This is a genomic window from Halosubterraneus shenae (assembly GCF_050510935.1).
GTDB lineage: Archaea > Halobacteriota > Halobacteria > Halobacteriales > Haloferacaceae > JBDGPU01.
Genome location: NZ_JBNLVO010000004.1, coordinates 413,930 through 435,855, shown reverse-complemented (window position 1 = coordinate 435,855; position 21,926 = coordinate 413,930). Strand labels below are relative to the sequence as shown.

The 21,926-nt window shown below is 67.1% G+C and carries 25 protein-coding genes; 9 read left to right on the top strand and 16 right to left on the bottom strand.

Going from position 1 to position 21,926, the window contains the following annotated elements; all coding sequences use genetic code 11:
* Positions 1-472 precede the first annotated feature (472 nt).
* Positions 473-1,324 (top strand): formate/nitrite transporter family protein, encoded by an 852-nt coding sequence (locus ACQE3M_RS11200; RefSeq protein WP_430505692.1) that lies wholly within the window; start codon positions 473-475, stop codon positions 1,322-1,324.
* A gap of 210 nt (positions 1,325-1,534) precedes the next feature.
* Here the strand turns inward: ACQE3M_RS11200 and ACQE3M_RS11195 are convergent, their stop codons facing one another.
* Positions 1,535-2,395, bottom strand: a complete 861-nt coding sequence (locus ACQE3M_RS11195) for a universal stress protein (protein WP_430505691.1) — start codon at positions 2,393-2,395, stop codon at positions 1,535-1,537.
* Between the two features lie 210 nt (positions 2,396-2,605).
* Here ACQE3M_RS11195 and ACQE3M_RS11190 point away from each other — a divergent pair, with 210 nt between their 5' ends.
* Positions 2,606-4,894: a nitric-oxide reductase large subunit gene (locus ACQE3M_RS11190; RefSeq protein WP_430505690.1), complete on the top strand. Its 2,289-nt coding sequence runs from the start codon at positions 2,606-2,608 to the stop codon at positions 4,892-4,894.
* A gap of 142 nt (positions 4,895-5,036) precedes the next feature.
* Here ACQE3M_RS11190 and ACQE3M_RS11185 read toward each other — a convergent pair whose 3' ends face one another.
* The 4 genes from ACQE3M_RS11185 to ACQE3M_RS11170 form a co-directional block, all read right to left on the bottom strand.
* Positions 5,037-5,606: an amphi-Trp domain-containing protein gene (locus tag ACQE3M_RS11185; RefSeq protein ID WP_430505689.1), complete on the bottom strand. Its 570-nt coding sequence runs from the start codon at positions 5,604-5,606 to the stop codon at positions 5,037-5,039.
* A 144-nt stretch (positions 5,607-5,750) separates the two neighbouring features.
* Positions 5,751-5,912: a hypothetical protein gene (locus ACQE3M_RS11180; RefSeq protein ID WP_430505688.1), complete on the bottom strand. Its 162-nt coding sequence runs from the start codon at positions 5,910-5,912 to the stop codon at positions 5,751-5,753.
* Positions 5,913-6,284: 372 nt separating this feature from the next.
* Entirely contained in the window at positions 6,285-6,611 is a 327-nt protein-coding gene (locus ACQE3M_RS11175) for a hypothetical protein (protein WP_430505687.1), read from the bottom strand.
* Between the two features lie 286 nt (positions 6,612-6,897).
* The gene (locus tag ACQE3M_RS11170) at positions 6,898-8,082 is read right to left on the bottom strand and encodes a multicopper oxidase domain-containing protein (protein ID WP_430505686.1); all 1,185 of its coding nucleotides are present in this window, start codon (positions 8,080-8,082) and stop codon (positions 6,898-6,900) included.
* Between the two features lie 410 nt (positions 8,083-8,492).
* On the opposite strand from ACQE3M_RS11170, the gene ACQE3M_RS11165 reads away from it, so the two are divergent.
* The 3 genes from ACQE3M_RS11165 to ACQE3M_RS11155 all read left to right on the top strand — a co-directional run bounded on the left by ACQE3M_RS11165 (position 8,493) and on the right by ACQE3M_RS11155 (position 9,716).
* Entirely contained in the window at positions 8,493-9,143 is a 651-nt protein-coding gene (locus tag ACQE3M_RS11165) for a helix-turn-helix domain-containing protein (protein WP_430505685.1), read from the top strand.
* A gap of 91 nt (positions 9,144-9,234) precedes the next feature.
* A complete protein-coding gene (locus ACQE3M_RS11160) occupies positions 9,235-9,375 on the top strand; it encodes a hypothetical protein (protein WP_430505684.1) in 141 nt (46 codons plus the stop codon).
* Positions 9,372-9,716, top strand: coding sequence for a hypothetical protein (locus ACQE3M_RS11155; protein ID WP_430505683.1), 345 nt, complete (start codon positions 9,372-9,374; stop codon positions 9,714-9,716). The genes ACQE3M_RS11160 and ACQE3M_RS11155 overlap by 4 nt, the downstream gene beginning before the upstream one ends.
* A gap of 99 nt (positions 9,717-9,815) precedes the next feature.
* Here ACQE3M_RS11155 and ACQE3M_RS11150 read toward each other — a convergent pair whose 3' ends face one another.
* The 6 genes from ACQE3M_RS11150 to ACQE3M_RS11125 form a co-directional block, all read right to left on the bottom strand.
* On the bottom strand, positions 9,816-9,989 hold the full coding sequence (locus ACQE3M_RS11150; protein WP_430505682.1) for a hypothetical protein: 174 nt from the start codon (positions 9,987-9,989) through the stop codon (positions 9,816-9,818).
* Positions 9,990-10,150: 161 nt separating this feature from the next.
* Entirely contained in the window at positions 10,151-10,396 is a 246-nt protein-coding gene (locus ACQE3M_RS11145; protein ID WP_430505681.1) for a DUF2249 domain-containing protein, read from the bottom strand.
* Positions 10,397-10,444: 48 nt separating this feature from the next.
* A complete protein-coding gene (locus ACQE3M_RS11140) occupies positions 10,445-11,098 on the bottom strand; it encodes a hypothetical protein (protein WP_430505680.1) in 654 nt (217 codons plus the stop codon).
* Positions 11,095-11,358 (bottom strand): DUF2249 domain-containing protein, encoded by a 264-nt coding sequence (locus tag ACQE3M_RS11135; RefSeq protein ID WP_430505679.1) that lies wholly within the window; start codon positions 11,356-11,358, stop codon positions 11,095-11,097. The genes ACQE3M_RS11140 and ACQE3M_RS11135 overlap by 4 nt, the downstream gene beginning before the upstream one ends.
* Before the next feature lie 94 nt (positions 11,359-11,452).
* Entirely contained in the window at positions 11,453-11,797 is a 345-nt protein-coding gene (locus ACQE3M_RS11130) for a cupin domain-containing protein (RefSeq protein WP_430505678.1), read from the bottom strand.
* Between the two features lie 2 nt (positions 11,798-11,799).
* Positions 11,800-12,033 (bottom strand): DUF2249 domain-containing protein, encoded by a 234-nt coding sequence (locus tag ACQE3M_RS11125; RefSeq protein WP_430505677.1) that lies wholly within the window; start codon positions 12,031-12,033, stop codon positions 11,800-11,802.
* A gap of 90 nt (positions 12,034-12,123) precedes the next feature.
* Here ACQE3M_RS11125 and ACQE3M_RS11120 point away from each other — a divergent pair, with 90 nt between their 5' ends.
* From ACQE3M_RS11120 to ACQE3M_RS11105, 4 genes are all read left to right on the top strand, one after another.
* Positions 12,124-13,632: a hypothetical protein gene (locus ACQE3M_RS11120; RefSeq protein WP_430505676.1), complete on the top strand. Its 1,509-nt coding sequence runs from the start codon at positions 12,124-12,126 to the stop codon at positions 13,630-13,632.
* A gap of 143 nt (positions 13,633-13,775) precedes the next feature.
* Positions 13,776-14,195, top strand: coding sequence for a hypothetical protein (locus tag ACQE3M_RS11115; protein ID WP_430505675.1), 420 nt, complete (start codon positions 13,776-13,778; stop codon positions 14,193-14,195).
* A gap of 179 nt (positions 14,196-14,374) precedes the next feature.
* Positions 14,375-14,842, top strand: a complete 468-nt coding sequence (locus tag ACQE3M_RS11110; RefSeq protein ID WP_430505674.1) for a hypothetical protein — start codon at positions 14,375-14,377, stop codon at positions 14,840-14,842.
* 66 nt (positions 14,843-14,908) lie between these two features.
* Entirely contained in the window at positions 14,909-15,457 is a 549-nt protein-coding gene (locus ACQE3M_RS11105; protein ID WP_430505673.1) for a hypothetical protein, read from the top strand.
* A gap of 136 nt (positions 15,458-15,593) precedes the next feature.
* Here ACQE3M_RS11105 and nirK read toward each other — a convergent pair whose 3' ends face one another.
* The 5 genes from nirK to ACQE3M_RS11080 all read right to left on the bottom strand — a co-directional run bounded on the left by nirK (position 15,594) and on the right by ACQE3M_RS11080 (position 21,565).
* Positions 15,594-16,697 carry a copper-containing nitrite reductase gene (gene nirK, locus ACQE3M_RS11100; RefSeq protein ID WP_430505672.1) on the bottom strand — a complete coding sequence of 368 codons (1,104 nt, stop codon included), beginning with the start codon at positions 16,695-16,697 and terminating at the stop codon, positions 15,594-15,596.
* 281 nt (positions 16,698-16,978) lie between these two features.
* Positions 16,979-18,544: an ABC1 kinase family protein gene (locus ACQE3M_RS11095; RefSeq protein WP_430505671.1), complete on the bottom strand. Its 1,566-nt coding sequence runs from the start codon at positions 18,542-18,544 to the stop codon at positions 16,979-16,981.
* A 145-nt stretch (positions 18,545-18,689) separates the two neighbouring features.
* Entirely contained in the window at positions 18,690-19,052 is a 363-nt protein-coding gene (locus ACQE3M_RS11090; RefSeq protein ID WP_430505670.1) for a DUF7522 family protein, read from the bottom strand.
* A gap of 87 nt (positions 19,053-19,139) precedes the next feature.
* The gene (locus tag ACQE3M_RS11085) at positions 19,140-21,140 is read right to left on the bottom strand and encodes an ABC transporter ATP-binding protein (protein ID WP_430505669.1); all 2,001 of its coding nucleotides are present in this window, start codon (positions 21,138-21,140) and stop codon (positions 19,140-19,142) included.
* A gap of 209 nt (positions 21,141-21,349) precedes the next feature.
* Positions 21,350-21,565 (bottom strand): hypothetical protein, encoded by a 216-nt coding sequence (locus ACQE3M_RS11080; protein WP_430505668.1) that lies wholly within the window; start codon positions 21,563-21,565, stop codon positions 21,350-21,352.
* Between the last annotated feature and the right edge of the window lie 361 nt (positions 21,566-21,926).

The window sequence follows — 21,926 nt, the reverse complement described above, 5'->3', positions numbered from 1 at the left end:
TCGGTCACTACGTGATACCTCGAGTCAGCGTACTGCAAGGTGTGGCCTCCACTCTCAAGGAGCGAGCGAGGGGAGCGAGTAGGCCGGAGAGAGCCCGACGTGCCATCACATGCCGGACCAGCGCAGAAGGGTGCCGAAGAGAGCGACTGCTCCGCCGAGAACGAACGTTCCCGGGAAGGGAATCGCGAACAGTACGGCGCCGAGAGCCATGATAGCTGTGGACGTTCGCATCGTGGGTAATTTCGGGTTCAAGCTGTTTGTGGCTGGTGTCCGACGGGAGCCGTCACCCCACCGAGTGCGTGTCGATTCCTGCGGAGGTCGTATCGATCACGAGCCTGCGTTCAGTTCAGCCAGTTTACCTGAACGCGAGGGCATCGGGAATCGTGCGAGCCGCTTCATGTGCGAACGGTAGCACGGATTTTTCCCGTCGTCGGGGGCAACCACCTGTGTCCTCTCACGGACTGTTTGATTCATGACTCCACAGCCCAGCGAAGCGGGAACCACCGATGCTGAATCAATAGCCGAGAGGAGTTCCGAAGCCGAACATACCCCTGTTTCGCAGGAAAACGCACTGCGGGCCCAACTGGAGATCGGCCAGGAGGAGCTTTCGCGACCGACGCGTGGACTCGCGCTCTCCGGGCTCTCGGCCGGACTCGACATCGGGTTCGGCCCCTTGTTTATGACGGCACTCATCACTGCTGCCGCTGGGGTGTGGAGCGAGCCGACCTTACGGATCGCGACTGGGCTCGTCTACTCTCTCGGGTTCGTCTTCGTCGTTCTCAGTGGCACGGAGCTGTTCACGGAACACACCACTCTCGCCGTCCTGCCGGTGTTGAACGGGGATTCGACGATTTCCGACCTGGCTCGACTGTGGGGTGTGGTTTACTGTACGAACCTCCTCGGCGGGGCCGTTTTCGCCGCCGGGATGGTCTCGTTCGGCACGGAATACGGGATAATTGCCCCGACAGCGTTCGTCCGTCTGGCCGAGCCGCTCCTCTCGCACTCCGTCACGTCGACGTTTTTCGCTGCGGTCCTGGCCGGTTGGCTGATGGGATTGCTCTCGTGGATGGTCACGTCGGTCAAAGGTTCGACTGCTCGGATCCTCCTGGTCGTCGCGATCACCACGATTATCGGATTCGGTCACCTGCCGCACTCTATCGCCGGTAACGTCGAAGTGTTCGCCGGCCTGCTCGCGTCCCCGTCGATTACGGTTGCTGACTACGTTCGTTTTCTCCTGATCGCGACTGTCGGGAACGTCACCGGCGGCATTATTTTTGTCTCATTACTGAAATATGGCTATGTAACCGGTGGCATCGAAGAGTGATGGCAGTGTCGTCTACTGCTGAGACGAGGAAGCGACCAGTACTGAGAATCGGTTTATACTCGACACGGTACATCTCCCGCTTTTGGCGGAGGAAGCAACGCTGGATTCGAAGTTACGTCGAACGGCTATCTCAGGTTACTTATAAAAAGATGACCTGGTCAACTACTGAGACGGCCACAGCGCAGGACTCGAAGCGCGCGGAGCAGCCGATCAGTCCGATTTACCGACGGTAATGACCGGCACCGGCGCCGACCGGACGGTCTTCTCGGCGACGCTCCCGAGGAGGATCCGGTCGGTACCGCGCCGTCCGGTCGTCCCCATTACGACGACGTCGACGTCGTTCGCCTCAATGCACTCGCGGATCCGCTCGGCCGGATCGCCCTGTTCCACGTGGCGGACGATCTCGGGGACGTCGTAGTCGTCCGCGGCCGCGACGAGGTCGTCGATGGCCTCGGTCGCGGCCGCGTCGTCGATCTCGTCGCCGCCGAAGTCGGGCAGCAGCGACGTGTCGTCCGTCACGGAGAGGGCGTGGACGGTGGCGTCGAGCGTCGACGCGAGCGAGAGGCCGTGCCGGACCGCCTCGGTCGCCGCCGGGCTGCCGTCCGTCGGGATGAGGACGTCCTCGTACGGGAACGCGAGCTCCTCGTCGGGCTGCATGCGGGCGGCGAGCACCGGGACCGAGGAGAGCCGGACGACCTTCTCGGTGACGCTACCGATGAGTTGCCCGGAGATGCCCTCCCGGCCGTGGGTCGGCATGACCACCAGGTCCTGGTCGGTCTCGTCGGCGTACTCGACGATGGTCGGCGCGGGGTTCCCCTGGAGGACCGTCGACGTGTAGTCGACCCCGAGCGTGTCCAGAGTCTTCGTCGCCTCCTCGACGACGTCCTCACCCTGTTGCACGAGCGCGTCGACGGTCCGCCCCTCGACGACAGTGACGGAGTCCCGGGTCGTGTCCGCCACGAAGAGGACGTGAACGGTCGCGTCGGCCCAGTGTGCGATCTCGCTGGCGTGGTGGAGTACCGCCGCTGCCCCGTCGCTCCCGTCGTACGGGAGCAGGATGTCCTCGTACATGCCCGGACCCAGGTGGGGTGGCGGCTAATGGTTTTCCCTCCGGTGGGCGCTTCGTCCCGACGCCGGTCGGGGGAGCGGTTGGCCCACTCGTCTGTCGGCTCCGGAAACGTTCGCCTCCAGCCGGCGATCGGCCGAACATGTTTTGGGTCCTCCCCGTCGTCTGGGAACCGACAGGCGTTCAAAGGGCCTGAAACGCCAAGCAGCACCTGTATGGAGATACAACGCAAGACGATCGCGAAGGTGATCACCGTCGCGTTCATCTTCAACCTGGTCGTCATGGGCGGCGGCGCGTGGTTCGCGTACCAGGAGTCGCCACCGATCCCCGAGCAGGTCGTCGGACCCGACGGGGAGACGATCGTCACCGACGCGGAGATCCGGGACGGGAAACGGGCGTTCCAGAAGAACGGGCTGATGAACCACGGGTCGATCCTCGGTAACGGCGCGTACTACGGCGTGGACTACACCGCCAACGCGCTCGAGTTGAAAACGGAGTACATGCGCGAGTACTACGCGCAGGAACGTTACGGCGACGACTACGACGCGCTCGCCGCCGAGGAACAGGCCGCGGTCGACTCCGTCGTGAAACAGGACCTCGACGGCGCGTACGACGGCGGCAACATCGAGTACTCGGCCGCCGAGGTGTACGCGCACGAGCAGGTCACCCAGGACTACGTCGAGCGCTACCACGAGGGCGACCACGACCGCGGGATCCCCGCGGGCATGATCGCGACGGAGGAGGACGCGGAGCAGTTCGCGGACTTCGCGCTCTGGACGGCCTGGTTCGCCCACACCGACAGGCCCGAGGCCAGCCACTCGTACACGAACGACTGGCCGTACTCGCCCGCCGCCGGCAACGACGCCACCGGCGCGGCGATGACCTGGAGCGTCATCGCGATGATCCTCCTCGTCGCCGGCGCCGGCTTCGGTATCTGGCTCTACCAGTCCGTCAAGCTCCCGGAGCCGTCCGCCGCGGACGTGACGGTGCCGGAACCCGGCGACGTGAGCGTGTTCCCGAGCCAGCGCGCGGCGCTGCGCTTTATCCCCGTCGCGGCCGGGCTGTTCCTCGCGCAGGTCATGCTGGGCGGGTTGCTGGCGCACTTCTACATCGAACGGGCCGGGTTCTTCGGGATCGAGGAGATCTTCGGCGTCCACATCCTCCAGATCCTCCCGTTCGCCATCGCGAAGACGTGGCACATCGACCTCGGGATCCTCTGGATCGCGGCGACGTGGCTCGCGGCCGGGCTGTTCCTCCCGCCGCTGCTGACGGGGCACGAACCCGACCGGCAGGCGACGTACATCAACGTGCTACTCGGGGCCATCGTCGTCGTCGCCGTCGGCGGTCTCAGCGGGATCTGGCTCGGCGCGAACGGCTACATCGACGGGCGCCTTTGGTGGATCCTCGGCAACGAGGGGCTGGAGTACCTCGAGGTCGGCAAGCTCTGGCAGTTCGGCCTCCTCGTCGGCTTCGGACTCTGGGCCGTGCTGACGATCCGGGGGCTCAAGCCCTTGCTCGACCGCGAGCCGGTGTTCGGGCTCGCGCACATGATCCTCTACGCGGGCGGCTCCATCGCGCTGCTGTTCGTCGCCGGCTTCATGTTCACGCCGAGCACGAACATCGCGGTCACGGAGTTCTGGCGCTGGTGGGTCGTCCACATGTGGGTCGAGGGCGCCTTCGAGTTCTTCATCGTCGCCATCATCGGGCTGACGCTCGTGTCGATGAACCTCCTCACGCGCCGGAGCGCGGAGAAGGCCGTGATGCTGCAGGCGCTGCTCGTGATGGGTAGCGGCGTCATCGGCGTCTCCCACCACTACTGGTGGATCGGCATGCCGGACGCGTGGATCCCCATCGGGAGCGTCTTCTCGACGCTGGAGCTCATCCCGCTCGTCTTCATCCTCTACGAGGCGCTGGGGCAGTACACCGCCATGTCGGAGACGGGCGAGTTCCCGTACAGGCTCCCCTTCATGTTCATCGTCGCCAGCGGCGTCTGGAACTTCGTCGGCGCCGGCGTGCTGGGCTTCTTCATCAACCTCCCGCTGATCAACTACTACGAGCACGGCACCTACCTCACTGTCGGCCACGCCCACGCGGCGATGTTCGGCGCGTTCGGCTTCCTCGCCTTAGGCATGGTCGCGTACATGCTCCAGATCGCCATCGAGCCCGAGCGCTGGGACGGCTCCTGGCTCCGGGCGTCCTTCTGGTGCTGGAACGTCGGCCTCGCGCTGATGGTGTTCGTCTCCGTGCTCCCGGTCGGCTTCCTCCAGCTGGAGGCCGTCTTCACGGGGAGCTACGACGCCGCACGCAATCTGGCCTTTTACAACCGGCCGCTCGTCCAGGATCTCTTCTGGGCGCGGCTCCCCGGCGACACCCTGATCATCCTCGGCACCGCCATCTACGCGGCCGACCTCGTCCGCAAGCGCTTCGCCCTCCGCCGGTCGGAGGACGACCCGAGCGTCGACGACATGGCCGTCGCCGAGGGGATCATGAGCGACGACGACTGAGCGACGACGACTGAGCGACGACGACTGAGCGACGACGACTGAGCAACGACGACTGACCGACGGCGACTCACCGAAGTCGCCATCGCTGGCGGCTTCCGGACCTTTTCTTTTAAAAAGGCGTCGCCGACGCGACCGGCTGTGGCTACGTCTCTTCCAGCTCCGTCACGTCCGCAGCCGGAGCGTTGCCCATCACGCTGCGCAGGCCCTTCCAGGCGTTGTGCTTGCGCGTGTACCCCTCGCCGCTCGTGGCGATGACGTTGCCGTTGCGGTGGCGGAGCCGCCAGCGCCACTCGTCGCCGCGGTCGCGGTACACCTCGAACCGCGCGAGCGACTGCGTGGCGTCGGTCGCGCCGACGAGCGCCGCGGCCTCCGTGGCGGCCGCATCGGCGGCGGGGGCGTCGTCGGCCGCACTCTCGGCGTCGGCCGCCGGCGGGACCTCGACGTCCTCGGGCGGGACCTCGTCGATGGCCGACGGTTCGGCGTCGTCCGCGTCGGCGGCCTCCCACTCCAGCTCGACCTCCAGGCTCACCTCGTTGCCCTCGGTTTCCAGCTCGATCTCCAGGTCCAGTTCCTCGGGCGCGTCGACGGCGACCGCGTCGTCGCCGTCGCCGAGGCGAATGGATCCGGCGAGCACGCCGTCAGCGACGCCGGAGAGCGCCGCGGCGACCTGTTCCCGCGTGGCTGTCAGCTCTGACTCGTACTCCTGTGTCACACGGACATCGAGGCGGGCAGCGATTATAAAAGGAGGTGCGGCAGGCGCTGGCAGCAGCGTCGCGAAACGGAGGCTGGAGCCGGGACTGCGGTCAGCCTTGCAGGCGGCGGCGCGGTCGTGGCGGCGACCGCTTCCAGCCGCCGGCTACAGGAGCGTCGGGAGCACTTCCGCGAGGAACGTCAGCGCCGCGCCGGCGAGTGCGGCGTGGCCCGCGAGGCCGACGGCGACGACGAGGCCGGCGATGGCGCGGACGGGGCTCGGAACCGGTTCTCCGAAGTGGCGGCGCTCGAGTTCGGTGACGGACATGGGTCGGTGCCTCCAGTTGTGGATAGGCGAGGCGACCACGTAAGGGGTCGAGCGGGTTCCGATTCGGTGCGAGAACCGCCCGAAGGAGTTCGGACGCCCGTTTATAAATGGAGATTGGAGTCCGTAGCCCGCGCGACGCCGTCGACGGCGACAACTCCGGTATCAGCAACGAAATGCGAACAGAAACGGCTGGGATGGCCCTTGGTGGATAGTGGTTGGCAACGTGGTCTCTTTGTTCAGTACTCACCTGAAACAGCCATCACGGACGGATTCGGATTGGTCTAAGAGAGTTTCATCAATCCAAAGCCTGATTCCCAGAATCGAAATGATAGTGCTTACCTCCCCAGAACAGGCTTTAACCGGATGGAAACATTATCGGCTATCTCCTTCCCCAATGTGTAGATCGGACTCACACTCAGGACATTGTAACGAATCCTTTGTGTCACCCATTACGTTGACTCCTGCACCTCCTGCCAATGCACCAACAGCTGCAAAGGGTAAAGTTCCAGATATAGCTGTTCCAAAAGCTGCTATCCCTGATCCTATTGAACCTAGGCCTGCACCGGTCAGGGCGGGCACGGCCATACTATTAACCGTCATGTATTTTCCTTTGAGCTGAAGTAATGTTAGTTCCTCCTCGCAGTCAGCGCACTCAAATTCATTGACGAACGTGATCTCTTCTTCATCAATGTCTGTCATAATCGGAAATTTGGGCCTAGCAATAAATATCTATTGTGCTGAATTATATGATTGTATACCTTTGCCGGGTTGAGATTGGTTCATCTAATCAACACTGCGGCAAAACCCATCTTCTGTACCTCACCCGGTCTTCTTGACAGGTTATGAATAATTGCAAGAATAGAGTGGCGGGACTTCTCTGTATTGGACGATAGGGAGATTTAGCTTCCCCACCGACACTGAATACTGAAATCAGATTTTAGCTACTTTAAAAGGGGAACTTCGAGAGAACGAACGTCGACGCCGCTCAGCCCTCGTAGCCCGCGGCGTCCATCAGGCTCGCGAACTCCTCGGAGTCCATCTCGCTCTCGTAGGCGATCCCCGTGAGCATCCCGCCGGGGTACTGGCCGTCGGTGAGCGCGTGGTTCACGCGGTGGCAGTGGAACGGGTAGATGCCGGGGTCGGCGTCCGCCGGGAAGTCGATGGTGTACCGCTGGGCCGGTGCGACGTCGAAGACGTCCTCCTTGTGGCGGCTCGCTTCCGGGATCGTACCGCCGTCCTTGGCGACGAGGGTGGACCGGTGGTTGTGGGGGTGCATCGCGTGGTTGATGTAGCCCGCGTTGACCATGTGGACGCGCACGTCGTCGTCCTCGGAGACGACGATCGGCGTCCCCTTCTCGGGGTGGAACGTCGTCGGCGCCGCGCGTCCGTTGATCGTGTACTCGTCGGGGTCGCGGTCCTCGGTGCTGTACTCGACGTCGGCGCCGGCCGTCATCGCGGAGAGGCGCGTGTCCCACTCCTTGACCGTCATGAAGTACTCCCTGTCGGGTTCCTCGTAGTCCTTCGGGTCGACCCGGAGGATGCCGTACATCCCGAGATCGAGGTGCGTGTCGGTCTGGAAGTGGCAGTGGTAGAAGTGCGTTCCGGGGACGTTGGCCTCCAGCTCGTAGGTGTGCGTCTCGCCGGGCCCGACGGTAATCCCCGTCGTGGACGGGACCCCGTCGTCCTCCCAGTCCTTCCGGATCCCGTGCATGTGGAGCGTGTGTGGGCGGTTGTGCGCCGTGTTCTCGAAGGTGACCTCCATCGTCGTCCCCTCGGTGACCCGGAGCGTCGGGCCGGGGACGCTGGGCTCGCGGTCGTCCGCCTGGAACGCCCAGACCTCGGGGAGCTCGAGCGGTTCCCCCTTCGCCTCCGCGCCGACGAGCTCGTGTCGGCAGGGGACCGTCCGGATCGTCACCTGCCCGTCCTGCTCGTCGAGGTCGACGACCTGGGGCGAACCGGTGTAGTCGTGGTCCGTCTCGACGCTGGTCGGGTCGCCGTCCCAGGCGTTCTCTCCGGTCGTCGGCGTCGCGGTCGGCGTCGCCGCGTTCGCCCCGCCCGAACCGGTGTCCGACGGGGCGAGACAGCCTGCGAGGCCGGAGAGACCCGCGAGACCGGCCGCCTTGAGCACGCCACGACGCGACAGTGTCCGGGAGCGATCGTTCCGGGTCATCACATGTGGGAGTCGGGTCGACACCACCCTAAATACCCGACCGAATTTCCAGCCGATCAAAATCGGGGTTAGACATATATACACCAAAACGCTACAGACATTCCGAAGATAACGCTTATCGGAGTTTGAGAACACAAACGAACATGTTATGCTCGGACTATATAAAGGGGTGATCCGGTGGGCCACCCTGTCAGTGGAGCGATCGACCCGTCGATGTTCGGCCGAGGTACTTAAAGAGTGAAACCATGAAGGGTCAGGGTCTGGCCGGTAGCCCGCCAACCCGTAGATATGACGAGCCAATCGCCGACGCGTTCCGACAGGGGGCCAACAGTAGGCCCGACCCGTCCCTCGGTCCACCGCTGCACGACGACCGTCCCGACCGGTGCTGTCCCGAGCGGAGGTGACGGCCGATGACCTGTGCCCGGTTCCGGCTCGACATCCCGGAGGGGCAGTGGGTCGGCGACGTTTCTCGGGCGTTCGACGCCGCGGAGTTCACCGTGCGAGCGAACGTGCCCGGCGAGGAGTCCGGCCACGCGCTCGTCGCCGTCGACGCGGACGAGCTCGACGCCGTCCTCGCCGCGATGCGGGACCACCCCGCGCTCGCGGACGTGGTCGAACTCCAGCGGGACGAGGGCTCGCTCACCGTCCAGATCGAGACCACGCAGCCGACCCTGCTCCGCGCCGCTCGCCGCTCCGGGCTGCCGATCGAGCCGCCGGTGGTCATCAGCGAGGGCCACGCGACCATCGACGTCGAGGGCGACCACGGCCGGCTCTCCGAGCTCGTGCGCCAGCTCGAGGCGCTCGACGTCGGCGTCGACGTCGTGTTCATCGGCCACGGCCCGTACGCCGACACGCTGCTCACGGACACCCAGGAGGAGCTGCTGACGGCGGCCATCGAGGAGGGGTACTACGACAACCCGCGCGACTGCACGCTGACGGAGCTCGCCGAGAAGCAGGACATCGCGAAGTCGACGTGTAGCGAGATCCTCCAGCGCGCGGAGGAGTCCGTGATGAAGCAGTTCATGGGCGACACGCCGGACGCGCCGGTCGTCGCGCAGTAGCGTCGCCCGCGTCCGTCGATCGCGTGCGCAGCCATCCGGGGCGAACACGTTCGGGGTAATACCCGACCCCGACGAGCGGCGAGCCCTGGGTGTGCAACCGCCGCGGCTCACCTCCCTGCTCACCTGGACGGTCGTCGGGACCTACTTCCTCGTCGCGCTCGGCGCCCAGCTCGAGTACACGGCGAGGTGGCGGTTCCCGCGCTGCTGCTCGCGGCGGTCGTGTGCTGCTTGACGCCCGCGTACTTCTACAACCTGGCCATCGTCTACCGCGAGGACTACGCGGCGGCGTCGTACCCGATGGTCCCGGTCGTGCAGGGCGTCAGCTTGACGCGCCGGCGCATCCTCGGCTGGCTCGGTGCGACGCTGCTGACCGCGAGCTGGCTCGGCGCCGTCACCGACCTCGGCCTGCTGTACGCGGTCACGTCGACGGTGCTCCGCGGGGTGTTCGTCGCGACGGTCGTCCGGCAGTACCGCGTCGACAGCGATCGGGCGACGGTCCGGAGCTTCCACGCCTCGAACGCGTACCTCGGCTGTCTGCTGGTCGCGGTGGTCGTGGAGGCGGTCGGGATTTAAAAGAGCGTGGGCGGAAATGCGGTTTCGGTATTCAGAACCCGGCTGAAGCAGCTATCACAAAATAGCCGGTTATATACTGCCTCTCGGAACTATTTGACCTTACTCAGCCCAAACACTGATTCTTTCCCCGCATTCCGGACAAGTCTGTACAGAATCGCGATCATAGCCAACTTTCCCTTCCCTAACATCGGTTATCTCCTCGTTGGAATCAATCGTCACCTGTACCATCCCCCCACATCCGTCCACGGCACACTGGATATCTTTCAATGCCATGTGGTGTCTGTATCCGTCATTGATGTTATATTTAACGCCGGGGTATCAAACCAAATAGTCGCTATATTCCTCTTCTGCACTGGCCGATTCGAATGTTCGGCTTCACCACTAATGCTGGATAGAGAATCTTCGCCGGCAGCTACCGAAAAGCGCGCCGTGCGCTACGATACGTCCTCGATGTGGACGTGCCACTCGTCGGCCGCGACCTGCTCGGTCCGGTAGCTGAACCCGCGGGCTTCGAGCACCTCGTACAGCGGCTCCGGCTCGAAGCTGTTTATCAGGGTCAGCGACTCCCCCGCCGGCAGGTCGCCCAGGGCGTCGTCGATGACCGTGAACGGCGGCCCGTCGACGTCGCGGACGTCCAGGCGATGCTCCGTAGTCTCGGTCGTGTCGTCGCTCGTCGACATCGATCGGAAAGAGGGGACCGACCGGCAAACGCGTTCGTCCGAACGTGTTCACCACGGCGCCGAGAGGCCGCCGCTGTCCGAGCCGGCATCGTCGGCGGTGTCGGCGGCGTCGGCCTCCTCGTCGAGGTCGTCGGTGTCGAACCCGTCGGCGTCGAACCCACCGTCGTCGAGGTCGCCGGGATCGAAGCCGGTTGCCTCACCGGCGTCCGACGCGCCCGCCTCGTCGACGATCTCGCCGGTCTCCTCGTAGTGCGCCTCGAGCTCGCGGAGCCGGTCGTTCGTCGCCTCGCTGCGCTGGTGCATGGGGTCGACGCGGACGGAGACGAGCCGGAACGCCGAGTCGGTGGCGTTCCAGGCCCGGAAGATCCCGCGGGTGAGCGTGGTGCTCTGCGGGCAGAACGCGGTCGTCGGCGTGAACTCGACGCGAAGCACCTCGGGCCGCTCCGGATCGACGCCGTACCGGAAGCCCGCCTCCGGATGCCGGGGGTCGCGGTTCAGCTTCGCCAGGTTGTAGCCGAAGGTGGCGTCGTAGACGCCGAAGCGCTCGAAGCGGTCGCGGGACTCCGCGTGCACCGCGAGGTGGGCGTCGCCCGCGAGGACCGCGTGACCGTCGAGGAAGGCCCCCGGCGCCGGGACGTTCTTGGGGACGAACTCCCCGGGCGCGTCGAACTCGGCGCCCTCGCCGTCGTCGCCGAAGATCATGCTTCCTCCCGCCAGATGGCGGTGACGAACCCGTCGTCGACCTCGACCGTTTCGAACGTATACCCCCGGTCCTCGAGCCTCGGGAAGAGGTGCTGGGGGGCGCGGTCGTTGCGCTGCACCAGTACCGTCTCGTCGTCGAGCTCGGGCAGCAGCTCCAGCGTCTCCGTCAGCGGGTTCGGCGGGCCCAGGTTCCGAACGTCGAGCGTTTCGGTCGGCCCGTCGGTCGGTGCCTCCGCGAAGCGGTCGGTGTCGCGTTGCATCACCGAATCGTACGAGCGCCAGCCGGGGGTCGGTTGTCCCGAACGTGTTCGCGGAAAGGGGCTGTGAAAAGCGGGACGGCAAAGCGGGCCGGCGCTACTCGTCGGCCCGCGGCGCGAGCAGCACGAGCGCCGTCGCGTCCTCGGGCGCCGACGGGCTGACGCGCCGCTCGCCGGGGAAGCGGACCAGCTCGCCGGCGGCGACGTCGAGCGTCTCGTCGTCGAGTCCAAGCTCGATGCGGCCCTCGAGCACGTGGAAGACGATGTCCCGGCCCGGGTGGGTGTGCTCGGGAACCCCCTCGCCGGCGTCCAGCGAGAGCCGGACCGTTCGCGGCTCGTGGTCGGGGAACGCCGTCGCCTGTGGCTCGGTCGTCAGCTCCGCGAGCGTGACGTGCTCGGTGTCCGTGCCCGCGGACACCTCCCGATTCTCAGCGTCCGCCATCGCTACGCCTCCGTCTTCGGGAACTCGGCGACGAACCGGTCCGGCGCCTCCTGCTCGACGCTGTACGCCTCCTCGTCGAACTCGGGGACTTCCGCCGCCATCTCGTAGAACAGCGGCTTCGGCTCGTGGTCGTTGACGATGACCAGGCTCTCGCCCGGCTCCAGCGCGTCGAACTCGTCGTGGATCCTGTCGTGGCGGTTCACCGGCGCGATGTCGCGCACGTCGAGTGTAGGCATGCGCACGACACTCCCCGCGTCGTGGCCATCCACGTTTGCCCGAACATGTTCGACGCCAGACGGAGGCCGGCGCGTCGCGTTGCTCCAGCCATGAGCGCGGTCCCGGGAGATCTCTCGACGGAGGTACAGCCCCCGCTTTCGATCCCGCTCCGGCACTTCCTCGTCGGCCTCGGGTTCCTGCTCGCGGGGAGCCTCGCCGCGCTCGTGCTGGCCCTGCCGGAGGTCGTCGGCGTCGCCGCCGGAACAGCTGGCTTTGCGCGCGTCGCCGCCGCGCACCTCCTGCTCGTTGGCTGGGTTGGTCTGACGATCCTCGGCGCCGTGACGCAGTTCGTCCCGGTCTGGTCCGGCGTCCCGCTCCACTCGAACCGGCTCGGGAGCCTCCAGCTCGCGCTCGTCGGCGTTGGGGTCCCGGGCTTCGCAGCTGCGCTGTGGGTCGGGGTCCCGGCTACGGGGGTTCCGTTCGCGCTCGCGATGGTCGTCGGCCTCGTCGTCTTCAGCTACAACGTCGGCCGGACGCTCATGGCGGCCCGTCCCTGGGACGTGACGGAGACGCACTTCGCGCTCGCGCTCGGGTTCTTCGTCGCGGCGGTGACCGTCGCCACTGCCCTCGCGCTCGACTTTCGGTACGCCGTCTTCCCCGTGGGTCCGGTCGGCAGGCCGAACGCGGTCGCGGCCCACGCCACGCTGGCGGTGTTCGGCGGCGTCCTCGTCACGGTGGCCGGCGCGCTCTCCCAGCTGGGACCGATGTTCACCCAGAGCGACCCGGGACCGCTGGACCGCGGGCTCGAGGCGGTCGAGACGGTCGCGCTTCCGACGGGGGTCGCCACCCTCGCGGTCGGGCGACTGTTCGGGCACGACGGCCTCGCGTCGGTCGGCGGCGTCCTCGTCACCGGCGGCGTGCTCGCGGTGGGCTGGGTCCTTGCACGTCGCGTCCGCGACGCGAGCGTCGCCCCGTCGCCGATGACCCGCCGATACGCGCTCGTCGCCGTTGCGCTCGTCGCGTGGGCCGTCACCGCTGGCCTGGCCTGGGGCTCCGCGGCGCTACACCCGGGAGTCAGCACGGGCAGCAGCGGAGGCGCCGTTGCCGGTGGTGGTGCCTCCGTCGCCAGTAGTGGCGCCGTCGCCGGCGGTGCCGCCTCCGTCGCAGGCGACGCCGTGCTCCGGTTCGGCGCGCCCGGCCTGGGCCCCTTCCTCCTGTTCGCGGCGATCGGCTTCGTCGTCCTCGGGACGCTGTATCATGTCGTCCCGTTCCTCATCTGGGTCCACCGCTACAGCGACCGCGTCGGGCTCGAAGCCGTCCCGACCATCGAGGACCTGTACGACGAGCGGCTCGCCGCCCTCGACCTCGCGGCGACCGTCGGCGGACTGCTCGTGGTCGGCCTCGCGGTCGCCGCGCCTCTCGCGGCGCCGTCCGTCGCTGGTCGCCCGGTCGTGAGCGGCGCGAGCGCCGTCGAGGTCGCCCTGGTCGTCGGCATGGCGGCGACCGTCGCCGGCGTCGTCCTCTTCGTCGGCAACATGGTGCGGACGGTCGTCGTCCACGCGCCGTCGGCGACGGGGCTGCCCAAGTGGTTCTCGAGCCGGGGCGGGCGGTCCGACTGACGGCTCTCCGCCGGTTCGGTGAATCGGTTCGGGGGCGTTCTCAGCCCGCGGAAGCGGGCGCCGAACATGTACGCAGTAATCCACAGTCTGGGACTCCGACGATCCGGATCCGTGAGCCCAACCTCGTCGTCGTGCCGGGGATCGTGCGACTGCGACGGCGCGCGAGCGACCCGGTCCTCCGGCGGCTCGTCGAGCACGGCTCGAAGCTCAACTCCGGCGTCTTCCTCGCGGTCGTCCTCCTGGTCGGCACGGGGACGCCGGGGCTGCTGCTGTTCGACTTCACCCCGGGCTTCGGTGCCGCGCAGTCCACCGTCGGCGCCGAGGTCGCCTGCAACGCCGGTTCGGAGACCGTCACCTGCCACCAGGAGGAATCGCGCGGCGTCGACCACGTCGTCCTCGTCTCCGGCGGCGAGGAGCTCGACCGCGCCGCCGAGGAGCCATATCGCGCCGAGGCGCCGCGCGACGAACTGGCGTCGGGGGCGACGGGCAGGCAGTACGTCGTCGAACTGCGGAACGCGGAGGACGAGACGCACCGGCGGTGCGTCCGCACTGTCGAGGCGTAGCGCCGGTCGCTTTTCGGGCGAATTTCCTGTACCCCTCACTCGGGATGAGGGGCAGCCTCCGCGTTCGTCGTACCACGGACGGATCGACGGACGACTGCCGAACCGATGAATCGGTCCGGAGTACGACCCGGCTCCCGATACGGCAGAAGATTCATGCAGGGTCCCTGTCAGGAGTGACTATGTCCCCCGTTCGGTCGCGGCGAGCGCTCCTCCAGGCTGCTGGATCGACGATCGGCAGTAGCGCCCTTGCCGGGTGTCTCTTCGGCGCCGGTTCCGAACAGGACCCCGGGAGCCTTGCGATCACCAACGACCATTCCGAGGACCACGCTGTCACCGTCACGGTCACGAAAACGAGCGAGGACCAGGACGATACCCGCCCGCGAGACGAAACGCCAGCGCCCGAGACGACCCCGGTCTGGGAGCGCGAGGATCGGTTTCAGGTCGAGTCCGGAGAACGAGTGACGGAGCAGGACTTTCTCTCCGAAACGGGCGCGTTCTACCTGGAAGCGCGACTCAAGGACGGGACCCACGACAGCGTGTGGGTCGGTCTTTATAAGTCAGCGGGCGGCGGCGTGGCCGTGGACGCGATCTCTGTCTACATCGAAGACGACGGACGCCTGCAGGTCCACGCGTCTCACGGCGATTGAACCGGAGCGACCGAGCCCGGTGAGGGACGGAGAAAGTATTTAACAAATCAGCACCGCGATAGTTCCATGCCCTCCAGACGCGCCGTCGTCGCCAGCGCGGCGGTCGCGCTCTCCGGCTGTACCGGAGATCCGCTTCCGGGGCGCTCGGGGACGCCGGATCTGGACGAGCACGTCCCCGACGAGTGGCACGAGCGCCCCGCCCGGGGACTCGCGGACGGCGTGAAAACGACGATCGACCTCGAGGACGAGGTCGAGTTCTATCCGGACCGGGAGGTCGTGCGCCCAGCCGACGAGTATCGCCCGGCCGACGAGTGGCTCGCCGCCAGGTGTCCGTACGTCGCCAGACGACCGGTGAAAGACCGTGTTCGAACGCGACTCGACGACCCGGACGGCGTCCGCGAGGTCGGCGTCAGACCCGACGAGCGCGAACTGCACGTCTACCGAAAGGTCGTGCTGGACCGCGAGGGCGACGTGCTCTCGGCGCCGAACGTGACGTTCGAGGCGGTGCGGGAGGCGACGCCGGAGTCCTCGCGCACGACCGTGACGCTCGGCGACTTCGAGCACACCTGCGAACTCTCGGCCTTCGTCCAGGACCTGGTCGTCCAGTACGAGTGAGTCGCCGGCGACGGGCGCTCGCCGGTCGGCAGCTCACAGAGGCGACAGGCTGGTCCCGGTGGGAAGAATCGGGCGAACGGGCGAAGAAGGTGGACCGAAGGTGTTCGGGGCGCAATGCTGGGCCTCCGTCGTTACGTCACGGATCCTCGTCGTACACCTCGGGTTCCTCTTCGCCCTCGACCTGGATGACGCTCAGCGCGCCGCGGCGGCCGGCGCGGGACAGCGAGTGGTCGACCATCTTGATGGGGCCGGGGACCGGCGTGTCCATCTTTGCGGCGGCGACGGTGCCGGGCGCGACCGGCGTCGTCTCCACGTTCCGGGCCGGCTCGCTCACGAGGTCGCCGTCGCGGTAGAGCTTCGACCAGACGTTGCCGATGGCGTGCCAGGACGTCAGCAGGTTCGGGCCGCCGTTCGAGAGGAACACGCGGACGTCCTCGTCCTTCTGGACGGTCACCGGCCCGTAGCGGTCGCCCGTGAAGGCGTAGGGCTCGCCGTTGAACACCACGTACGTCGGGTCCTCCTCCTTCATGGCCGCCATGTCGAACTCGTGGTGCCCCTGCTCGCCGACCTCGCCGGTGGTGTACAGCTCGTGCTGGCCGAAGAAGAGCTCCCGGTCGACCTCGGGGAGGCCCTCCTTCGGCTCGACGAGCAGCGAGCCGAACATGCCGGCGCTGATGTGCATGTCCATGTTCGGCACCGCACAGTGGTAGATGTGGGCGCCGGGGTAGGAGGCGGTGAACTCGATCTCCGCGACCTCGTCACCGGGGGCGAGCGTCGTCGCCTCCGCGCCGCCGCCGGGCCCGTAGATGGCGTGGGAGTCGACGTTGTGCGGCGCGTCGTTCAGCTCCGCGGGCACCTCGAACCGGAGTCGGACCCGGTCGCCGTGGCGGACGCGGAGCATCGGGCCGGGGATGCGGCCGTTGTAGGTCATGTAGTCGAAGGTGACGCCCGGCTCGATCTCGGCGGTCACCTCCTCAGCCGTCAGCGTGAACTCGAGATCGCGCGGTTCGTCCCGGTCGATCGGGTCCGGGATATCCGTCGGGTCGGCCGCGACCCGGTCGACGTCGACGGACTTGGCGGGCTCGAGGCTCGGCGCCGCCGTCTCCGTGGCGCCGCCGGCTGTCTCCGACGCGGTCGGGGCGTCCGCGGCCTGGCCGGCGCACCCTGCGAGCAGGGCGGCACCGCCCACGCCGACGGTTTTCAGGAACTGGCGCCGTCCGGAGTGATTGCGCTGGGACATTGGGGTTCCCTCCAGTTGAGCATACGGGCAACTATCATTAATATCGGTTAGAAGATTCCAACTTCTCGGGAGAAAGCGGGAACATATCTGGTCCAAAGTATATAAATAGAGCTTCCGTCCGTGATTCGACTCCCCGAACGTGTGCGGGATTCGGTCGTCGTCGACCGCGGGGCCGAACCATCGTTCGGTTCCGACCTGCGACCGTTCGTATCGGTCCTCGATGCCCGCGGTTGGTGAACCAGTTCGCCCCGTCCGGGGTCAGTCCCGCTCCCCGTCCGGACTCAGTCCCCCGCCCTGCTGCGAGCGACGAGCGCCCAGGCAACGGCGGCGACGAGGAAGCCGACCAGCCCGTACCGCTCGTCGATAGCAGCGAGCAGTGCGGCGGCGACGAACAGTGAGGCGACGATCACGCTGTCCCCAACCAGTCGTCCCCGGATCCGGGCTTCCCGCTCGCGGCGCACGCCGACGTTCTCGTGGGTCGACTCGGCCGCCTCGACCAGCGACTCGACCTTCTCGGGCAATCGGATCGATGCTTCGAGCGCGTCGGCGAGCTGCTCGCGGCGCTCCTCGACGAGCTCCTCGAAGCCGCGCTCCAGCCAGCCCTGCTCGCGGAGGTACTCGCGAACCTCGGCGACGAAGTCGAACTCGGGGTCGAGCTGCCGGCAGACGCCCTCCCCGACCGTGCCGACCCGGATGAGCAGCATCACCGACGGCGGGATGCGGAAGGGCAGCTCGTACATCATCTCGCCGAGCTCGGCGACGATGTCCCGCCAGGTGAGCCCCTCGCGGGCCTTCAGCTCCTCGACGACGAGCGAGAGCACGCGGCCGACCTCGGCGCGGTCGGCGTCCGGGTCGAGCACGTTCAGGTCCACCAGCGCGTCCATCAGCAGGTCGACGTCCTCGTGGACGACGGCGCGATAGAGGTCGATGATCGTCGACTGCATTTCCGGGCCGAGGCGGTCACTCATGCCGAAGTCGTAGATGACGAGCTGCCCGTCCTCGTTGACCGCGAGGTTGCCCGGGTGCGGGTCCGCCTGATAGACGCCGTGGACGAGCCCCATCTCCAGGTACACCCTGAGGATCCGGCGGGCGTACTCGCTCGGGTCGTACCCGCGAGCACGCAGCTCATCGGTGTCGGTGATCTTGGTCCCGTCGAGGTAGTCCATCGTCAGCACGCGCTCCGTGGAGACGTCGTCGTAGGCCTCGGGAACCCGAACGCGCTCGTCGTCGGCGAAGTCCTCGCGGATCTCCGTCATGATCCGTCGCTCGCGGGCGAAGTCCAGCTCCTCGAAGATGACGCGCTCGAAGTCGTCGGCGAGGTTGCGCAACGAGTACTCGTACTGCTCCGGGACGAAGCGCACGAAGGCGGGCAACAGCCAGTTGATCACGCGGAGGTCGGTGTCGATCAGCGGTTCCAGGCCGGGCCGGCGAACCTTGATCGCGACGTCGTTGCCCTCGTAGGTCGCCCGGTAGACGAACGCGAGCGACCCGCCGGCGACTTCCCGGATATCCCCGAAAGGGTCGCCCTCGAACTCGGCGTCGAGCACCTCGCGCGGATCGCCGGTCGTCTCCGCCGGCACGGTATCCTGCAGCTGTGAGAGCTCCTCGCGGTACACCTTCGGGACGAGGTCCGGCCGGACGGAGAGCACCTGCCCGATCTTGACGAACGTCGGCCCGAGCGACAGCATCGTCTCGCGGAGCCGCGTCGCCCGCTCGCGATGCCGCTCCTCGGGGATCTGCCGGGGCGGGCCGAACAGCAGGAACCGCCGGCGGTCACGCAGATACGCGACGATGAAGGGGAGGAAGTGTCGAAGGATCCGGACGAGGCGACGATAGAATCCGACCACGAGTACTCGGAACGTCCACGGGCAGCGTCTTGATGGTGATGGCTCCCCGGACTGGCGGGACGCTCACGGGTGCGTCGCCGGCTCAGCGCCCGCCAGTGCGTCGCCGGCTCAGCGCCCGCCGCGGAACGGCACCGGCACCCCCTGTTCAGGACATCTCCTCGATGCACTCGCGGATGAACCTGGTGAAATTGCGGCCGACGTCGCGGTCCATCGACAGGAACACCACGTCGTCGTCGGGCAAGTGGAACTGGATGATGAGCCCCTCTTCGAGCATGTGCAGGCTCGCTTCCGGCGTCCCCATCCGATCGTCCATCCCGGCGACGTCCCGGTGGACCGACCGCGAGGCGTCGATGAAACGTTCCACCCGATCCGGCGGGTATTTTTCCTTCAGATCCTCCCGGACGTAGACGACCTCTATCGCCGTGTCAGAATGGTACCCCACCGCCCGGAGGCCGTCGCCAAGCCGGTCCTCGCAGTACTCGGCCAGTCGCTTCGCTCGACGAGGCATACGATACCATGCGACTGTCGCGTCGTAAATTTACTGTTCGGAGAAGGCGCCGGAAGCCCGACCCCGCGGACGGAGAAGGGGTCTCGCCTAGTCGTCCGCGGTCGGCGTCGCCGTCGTCGCGTCCGCCTGCGACGCCCACAGCGAGGCGTACTCGCTGTCGCGGTCGAGCAGCTCGTCGTGCGTGCCGGTCTCGATCACCTCGCCGTCGTCCATGACGACGATGCGGTCGGCGCCGCTGATCGTCGAGAGCCGGTGCGCGATGACGAACGCCGTGCGGTCGGCGATGAGGCGGTCGAGGCTCTCCTGGATGAGGTCCTCCGTCTCCGTGTCGACGTCGGAGGTCGCCTCGTCGAAGATGATGATCGCGGGGTCGTTCAGGAGTGCGCGGGCGATGGCGAGTCGCTGGCGCTGGCCCCCGGAGAGCTTGATCCCGCGCTCGCCGACCTGCGTGTCGTAGCCGTCCGGCAGGTCCTCGATGAACTCGTGGGCCTCGGCGGCCTTGGCGGCCTCGACGACGCGCTCGCGGACGGCGTCGGCGTCGACGGTGTCGCTCCCGTCGGCGTCGACGGCGGCTTTCGGCTCGCCCGCGGCGTCGACGTCGGCGAACGCCTCGCCGACGACGTCGGCGTCGTCCATCTGGCCGCTCTCGACGTCGAGCGCCTCGCGGTCGCCGTAGGCGATGTTCTCGGCGACGGTCCCCGAGAAGAGGTACGGGTTCTGCTCGACGATGGCGATCTCCTCTCGGAGCGTCCGGAGGTCGTACTCGCGCACGTCGACGCCGTCGACGCGGACGGCGCCCTCGTCGACGTCGTGGAGGCGAGCGACGAGCTTCACGAGCGTGGACTTCCCGGCGCCCGTCGCGCCAGCGAGCCCGACCGTCGTTCCGGCCGGGACATCCAGCGAAACGTCGCGGACGACGGGCTCGTGGTCGTCGTAGCCGAAGGTGACGTCGTCGAACTCCACGTCGCCCTCGATCGTCTCGGGCGCGTGCGGGTTCTCGGGGTTCGTCACTTCGGACTCCTGGTCGAGCAGGCCGAAGACGCGCTCGGCGCTGGATTCGGCGAGCTGGTACTTGTTCGCCGACTTGCCGACGCGGCGCATCGGGGAGTAGAGCCGGCGGAGGTAGAGGAAGAACGCCGCGAGGGCGCCGGCGCCGAGCGCGCCCTCCGCGTTGAAGATGATGTCGCGCCCGCCGATGTAGAGGACGACGACGAAGACGACGCCGGTGAGCAGCCGGAGCGCGGCGAAGAACCCGCGGCGGATCCGGAGCGCGCTCACCTTCTCGTCGTGGTACGTCTGGCTCTGGGCCGCGACGCGGTCGCGCTCGAACGCGTAGCGGTTGAACGCCTTGACGACGGCGACGCCGCCGAGGTTGTTCTCTAAGCGCGTGTTGAGCCGGGAAACGGTCTCGCGGATCGCCTTGTACTTCGGCTCGATCCAGCGCAGGAAGATCGCGCTGGCGACGCCGATGATCGGCACCGGTGCGAGCGCGATCGCGGCCAGCTTCGGCGAGTAGAACCACAGCACGATGCCGATCCCGCCGACGGTCGCGACGACGCGGATCAGCTGCCGGAACTCCGTGTTGAGGAACTGCTCTAAGCGGTTGATGTCGCTGTTGAGGACGGACATCATCGCGCCCGTCTGGTGGTTCGCGAAGAAGCTCATCGAGAGGTGCTGGAGCTGGTCGTACGTATCGTTCCGGAGGTCCCGCTGGATCTTCTGGGCCGCCGACTGGATGAGGTACCGCGACGCGAACCGCGTCGCCGAGCGTATCAGATACGCCAGGATCGCGATCACCACCAGCCGCTGGAGCAGCGCGAACCGGGCCACCTGCCCGGTTATCGGGTCGACCGGCACGATGCCCGCGTCCGCGAGGAGCCCCGGCTCGCCGGACCCGAGGACCACCCGGTCGATCGCCGTCGCGACGATGATGGGGGGCACGAGCCGCGCGAAGCGGGTGCAGAACGAGGCGATCACGCCGATGGTCAACCGCAGCCAGTAGGGCTTCGCGTACGCCAGGAGCCGTCGTATCGGGTTGCCGTCGACGTTCTCGCGGACGTTCTCGAAGCCGCCGTGTTCGTCCGCCATTTGCTACTCGTGCGGGCCGCTGCCGGTTATGCGTTACCGTCGGGGAACGCTGGGGCCGGTTTCGTGTCGGACTGTCCGGGGTGAGGTGCTAAGGCGAGCAACGCGAGCGCTACCGTGGCCGGGGCTTTCGGGCGTCGAGTGGTGTCGCAGGCAACGACGGCCGACGCTATTTATAAGTACGAGCGCTGGACGAATCCCGAAGGAGCGGATTACCGCTGCCGTGGCCGGCTCCCGAACTCGGCGAGCGTCCTGGAGAGGTACCAGGTCAGGGGTAGCGAGACGAGGAAACCGGCGCCGAGCGCCGCGGCGGTCTGCGCCGGCGTCGCGTCCACCTGAAGCGTGATCAGGCCGGCTGAGGCCGTCACGAGGACGACGAAAACGACCTTCAGTTTCCGGTTCCCCTCGTCACGCTCCGCCTCGCTCATCGGTGTAACCACGGTCAGGCTCGCCCCCGTCCGGAGATCGTCGCCAGCGACGTCGTCAGGTCCGTCTGCATACGACGTGGAAGGTACTCGCGAGGCTTGAACCCCGTGGAGACGCGCGGGACGCGGCTCCGGGGGCCACGCACCGCGGGACGCGGCTCCGGGGCCACGCACCGCGGGACAGCCCCGTATCAGCGCAGGCAGTGCCGTGCTGTCGCAGGCGACGCCGCAAGCCGGGTCTCCAGGCTGTCGATCGGGAGACCGATCACGGAAATATCGTGGCTGAACGGCTTAAACCTCGCGACGTTTTACCGATACGGCGCTCGTCGCCCCCGTGAAACGTCTCGACTGTTTATCCGTGTCA

Excerpts from the sequence above, each read along its gene's own strand:
- ACQE3M_RS11200 (WP_430505692.1), top strand. The coding sequence starts at position 473 with ATGACTCCACAGCCCAGCGAAGCGGGAACCACCGATGCTGAATCAATA.
- ACQE3M_RS11195 (WP_430505691.1), bottom strand. The coding sequence starts at position 2,395 with ATGTACGAGGACATCCTGCTCCCGTACGACGGGAGCGACGGGGCAGCG.
- ACQE3M_RS11190 (WP_430505690.1), top strand. The coding sequence starts at position 2,606 with ATGGAGATACAACGCAAGACGATCGCGAAGGTGATCACCGTCGCGTTC.
- ACQE3M_RS11180 (WP_430505688.1), bottom strand. The coding sequence starts at position 5,912 with ATGTCCGTCACCGAACTCGAGCGCCGCCACTTCGGAGAACCGGTTCCG.
- ACQE3M_RS11175 (WP_430505687.1), bottom strand. The coding sequence starts at position 6,611 with ATGACAGACATTGATGAAGAAGAGATCACGTTCGTCAATGAATTTGAG.
- ACQE3M_RS11170 (WP_430505686.1), bottom strand. The coding sequence starts at position 8,082 with ATGACCCGGAACGATCGCTCCCGGACACTGTCGCGTCGTGGCGTGCTC.
- ACQE3M_RS11165 (WP_430505685.1), top strand. The coding sequence starts at position 8,493 with ATGACCTGTGCCCGGTTCCGGCTCGACATCCCGGAGGGGCAGTGGGTC.
- ACQE3M_RS11150 (WP_430505682.1), bottom strand. The coding sequence starts at position 9,989 with ATGGCATTGAAAGATATCCAGTGTGCCGTGGACGGATGTGGGGGGATG.
- ACQE3M_RS11145 (WP_430505681.1), bottom strand. The coding sequence starts at position 10,396 with ATGTCGACGAGCGACGACACGACCGAGACTACGGAGCATCGCCTGGAC.
- ACQE3M_RS11140 (WP_430505680.1), bottom strand. The coding sequence starts at position 11,098 with ATGATCTTCGGCGACGACGGCGAGGGCGCCGAGTTCGACGCGCCCGGG.
- ACQE3M_RS11135 (WP_430505679.1), bottom strand. The coding sequence starts at position 11,358 with ATGCAACGCGACACCGACCGCTTCGCGGAGGCACCGACCGACGGGCCG.
- ACQE3M_RS11130 (WP_430505678.1), bottom strand. The coding sequence starts at position 11,797 with ATGGCGGACGCTGAGAATCGGGAGGTGTCCGCGGGCACGGACACCGAG.
- ACQE3M_RS11125 (WP_430505677.1), bottom strand. The coding sequence starts at position 12,033 with ATGCCTACACTCGACGTGCGCGACATCGCGCCGGTGAACCGCCACGAC.
- ACQE3M_RS11120 (WP_430505676.1), top strand. The coding sequence starts at position 12,124 with ATGAGCGCGGTCCCGGGAGATCTCTCGACGGAGGTACAGCCCCCGCTT.
- ACQE3M_RS11110 (WP_430505674.1), top strand. The coding sequence starts at position 14,375 with ATGTCCCCCGTTCGGTCGCGGCGAGCGCTCCTCCAGGCTGCTGGATCG.
- ACQE3M_RS11105 (WP_430505673.1), top strand. The coding sequence starts at position 14,909 with ATGCCCTCCAGACGCGCCGTCGTCGCCAGCGCGGCGGTCGCGCTCTCC.
- nirK (WP_430505672.1), bottom strand. The coding sequence starts at position 16,697 with ATGTCCCAGCGCAATCACTCCGGACGGCGCCAGTTCCTGAAAACCGTC.
- ACQE3M_RS11090 (WP_430505670.1), bottom strand. The coding sequence starts at position 19,052 with ATGCCTCGTCGAGCGAAGCGACTGGCCGAGTACTGCGAGGACCGGCTT.
- ACQE3M_RS11085 (WP_430505669.1), bottom strand. The coding sequence starts at position 21,140 with ATGGCGGACGAACACGGCGGCTTCGAGAACGTCCGCGAGAACGTCGAC.
- ACQE3M_RS11080 (WP_430505668.1), bottom strand. The coding sequence starts at position 21,565 with ATGAGCGAGGCGGAGCGTGACGAGGGGAACCGGAAACTGAAGGTCGTT.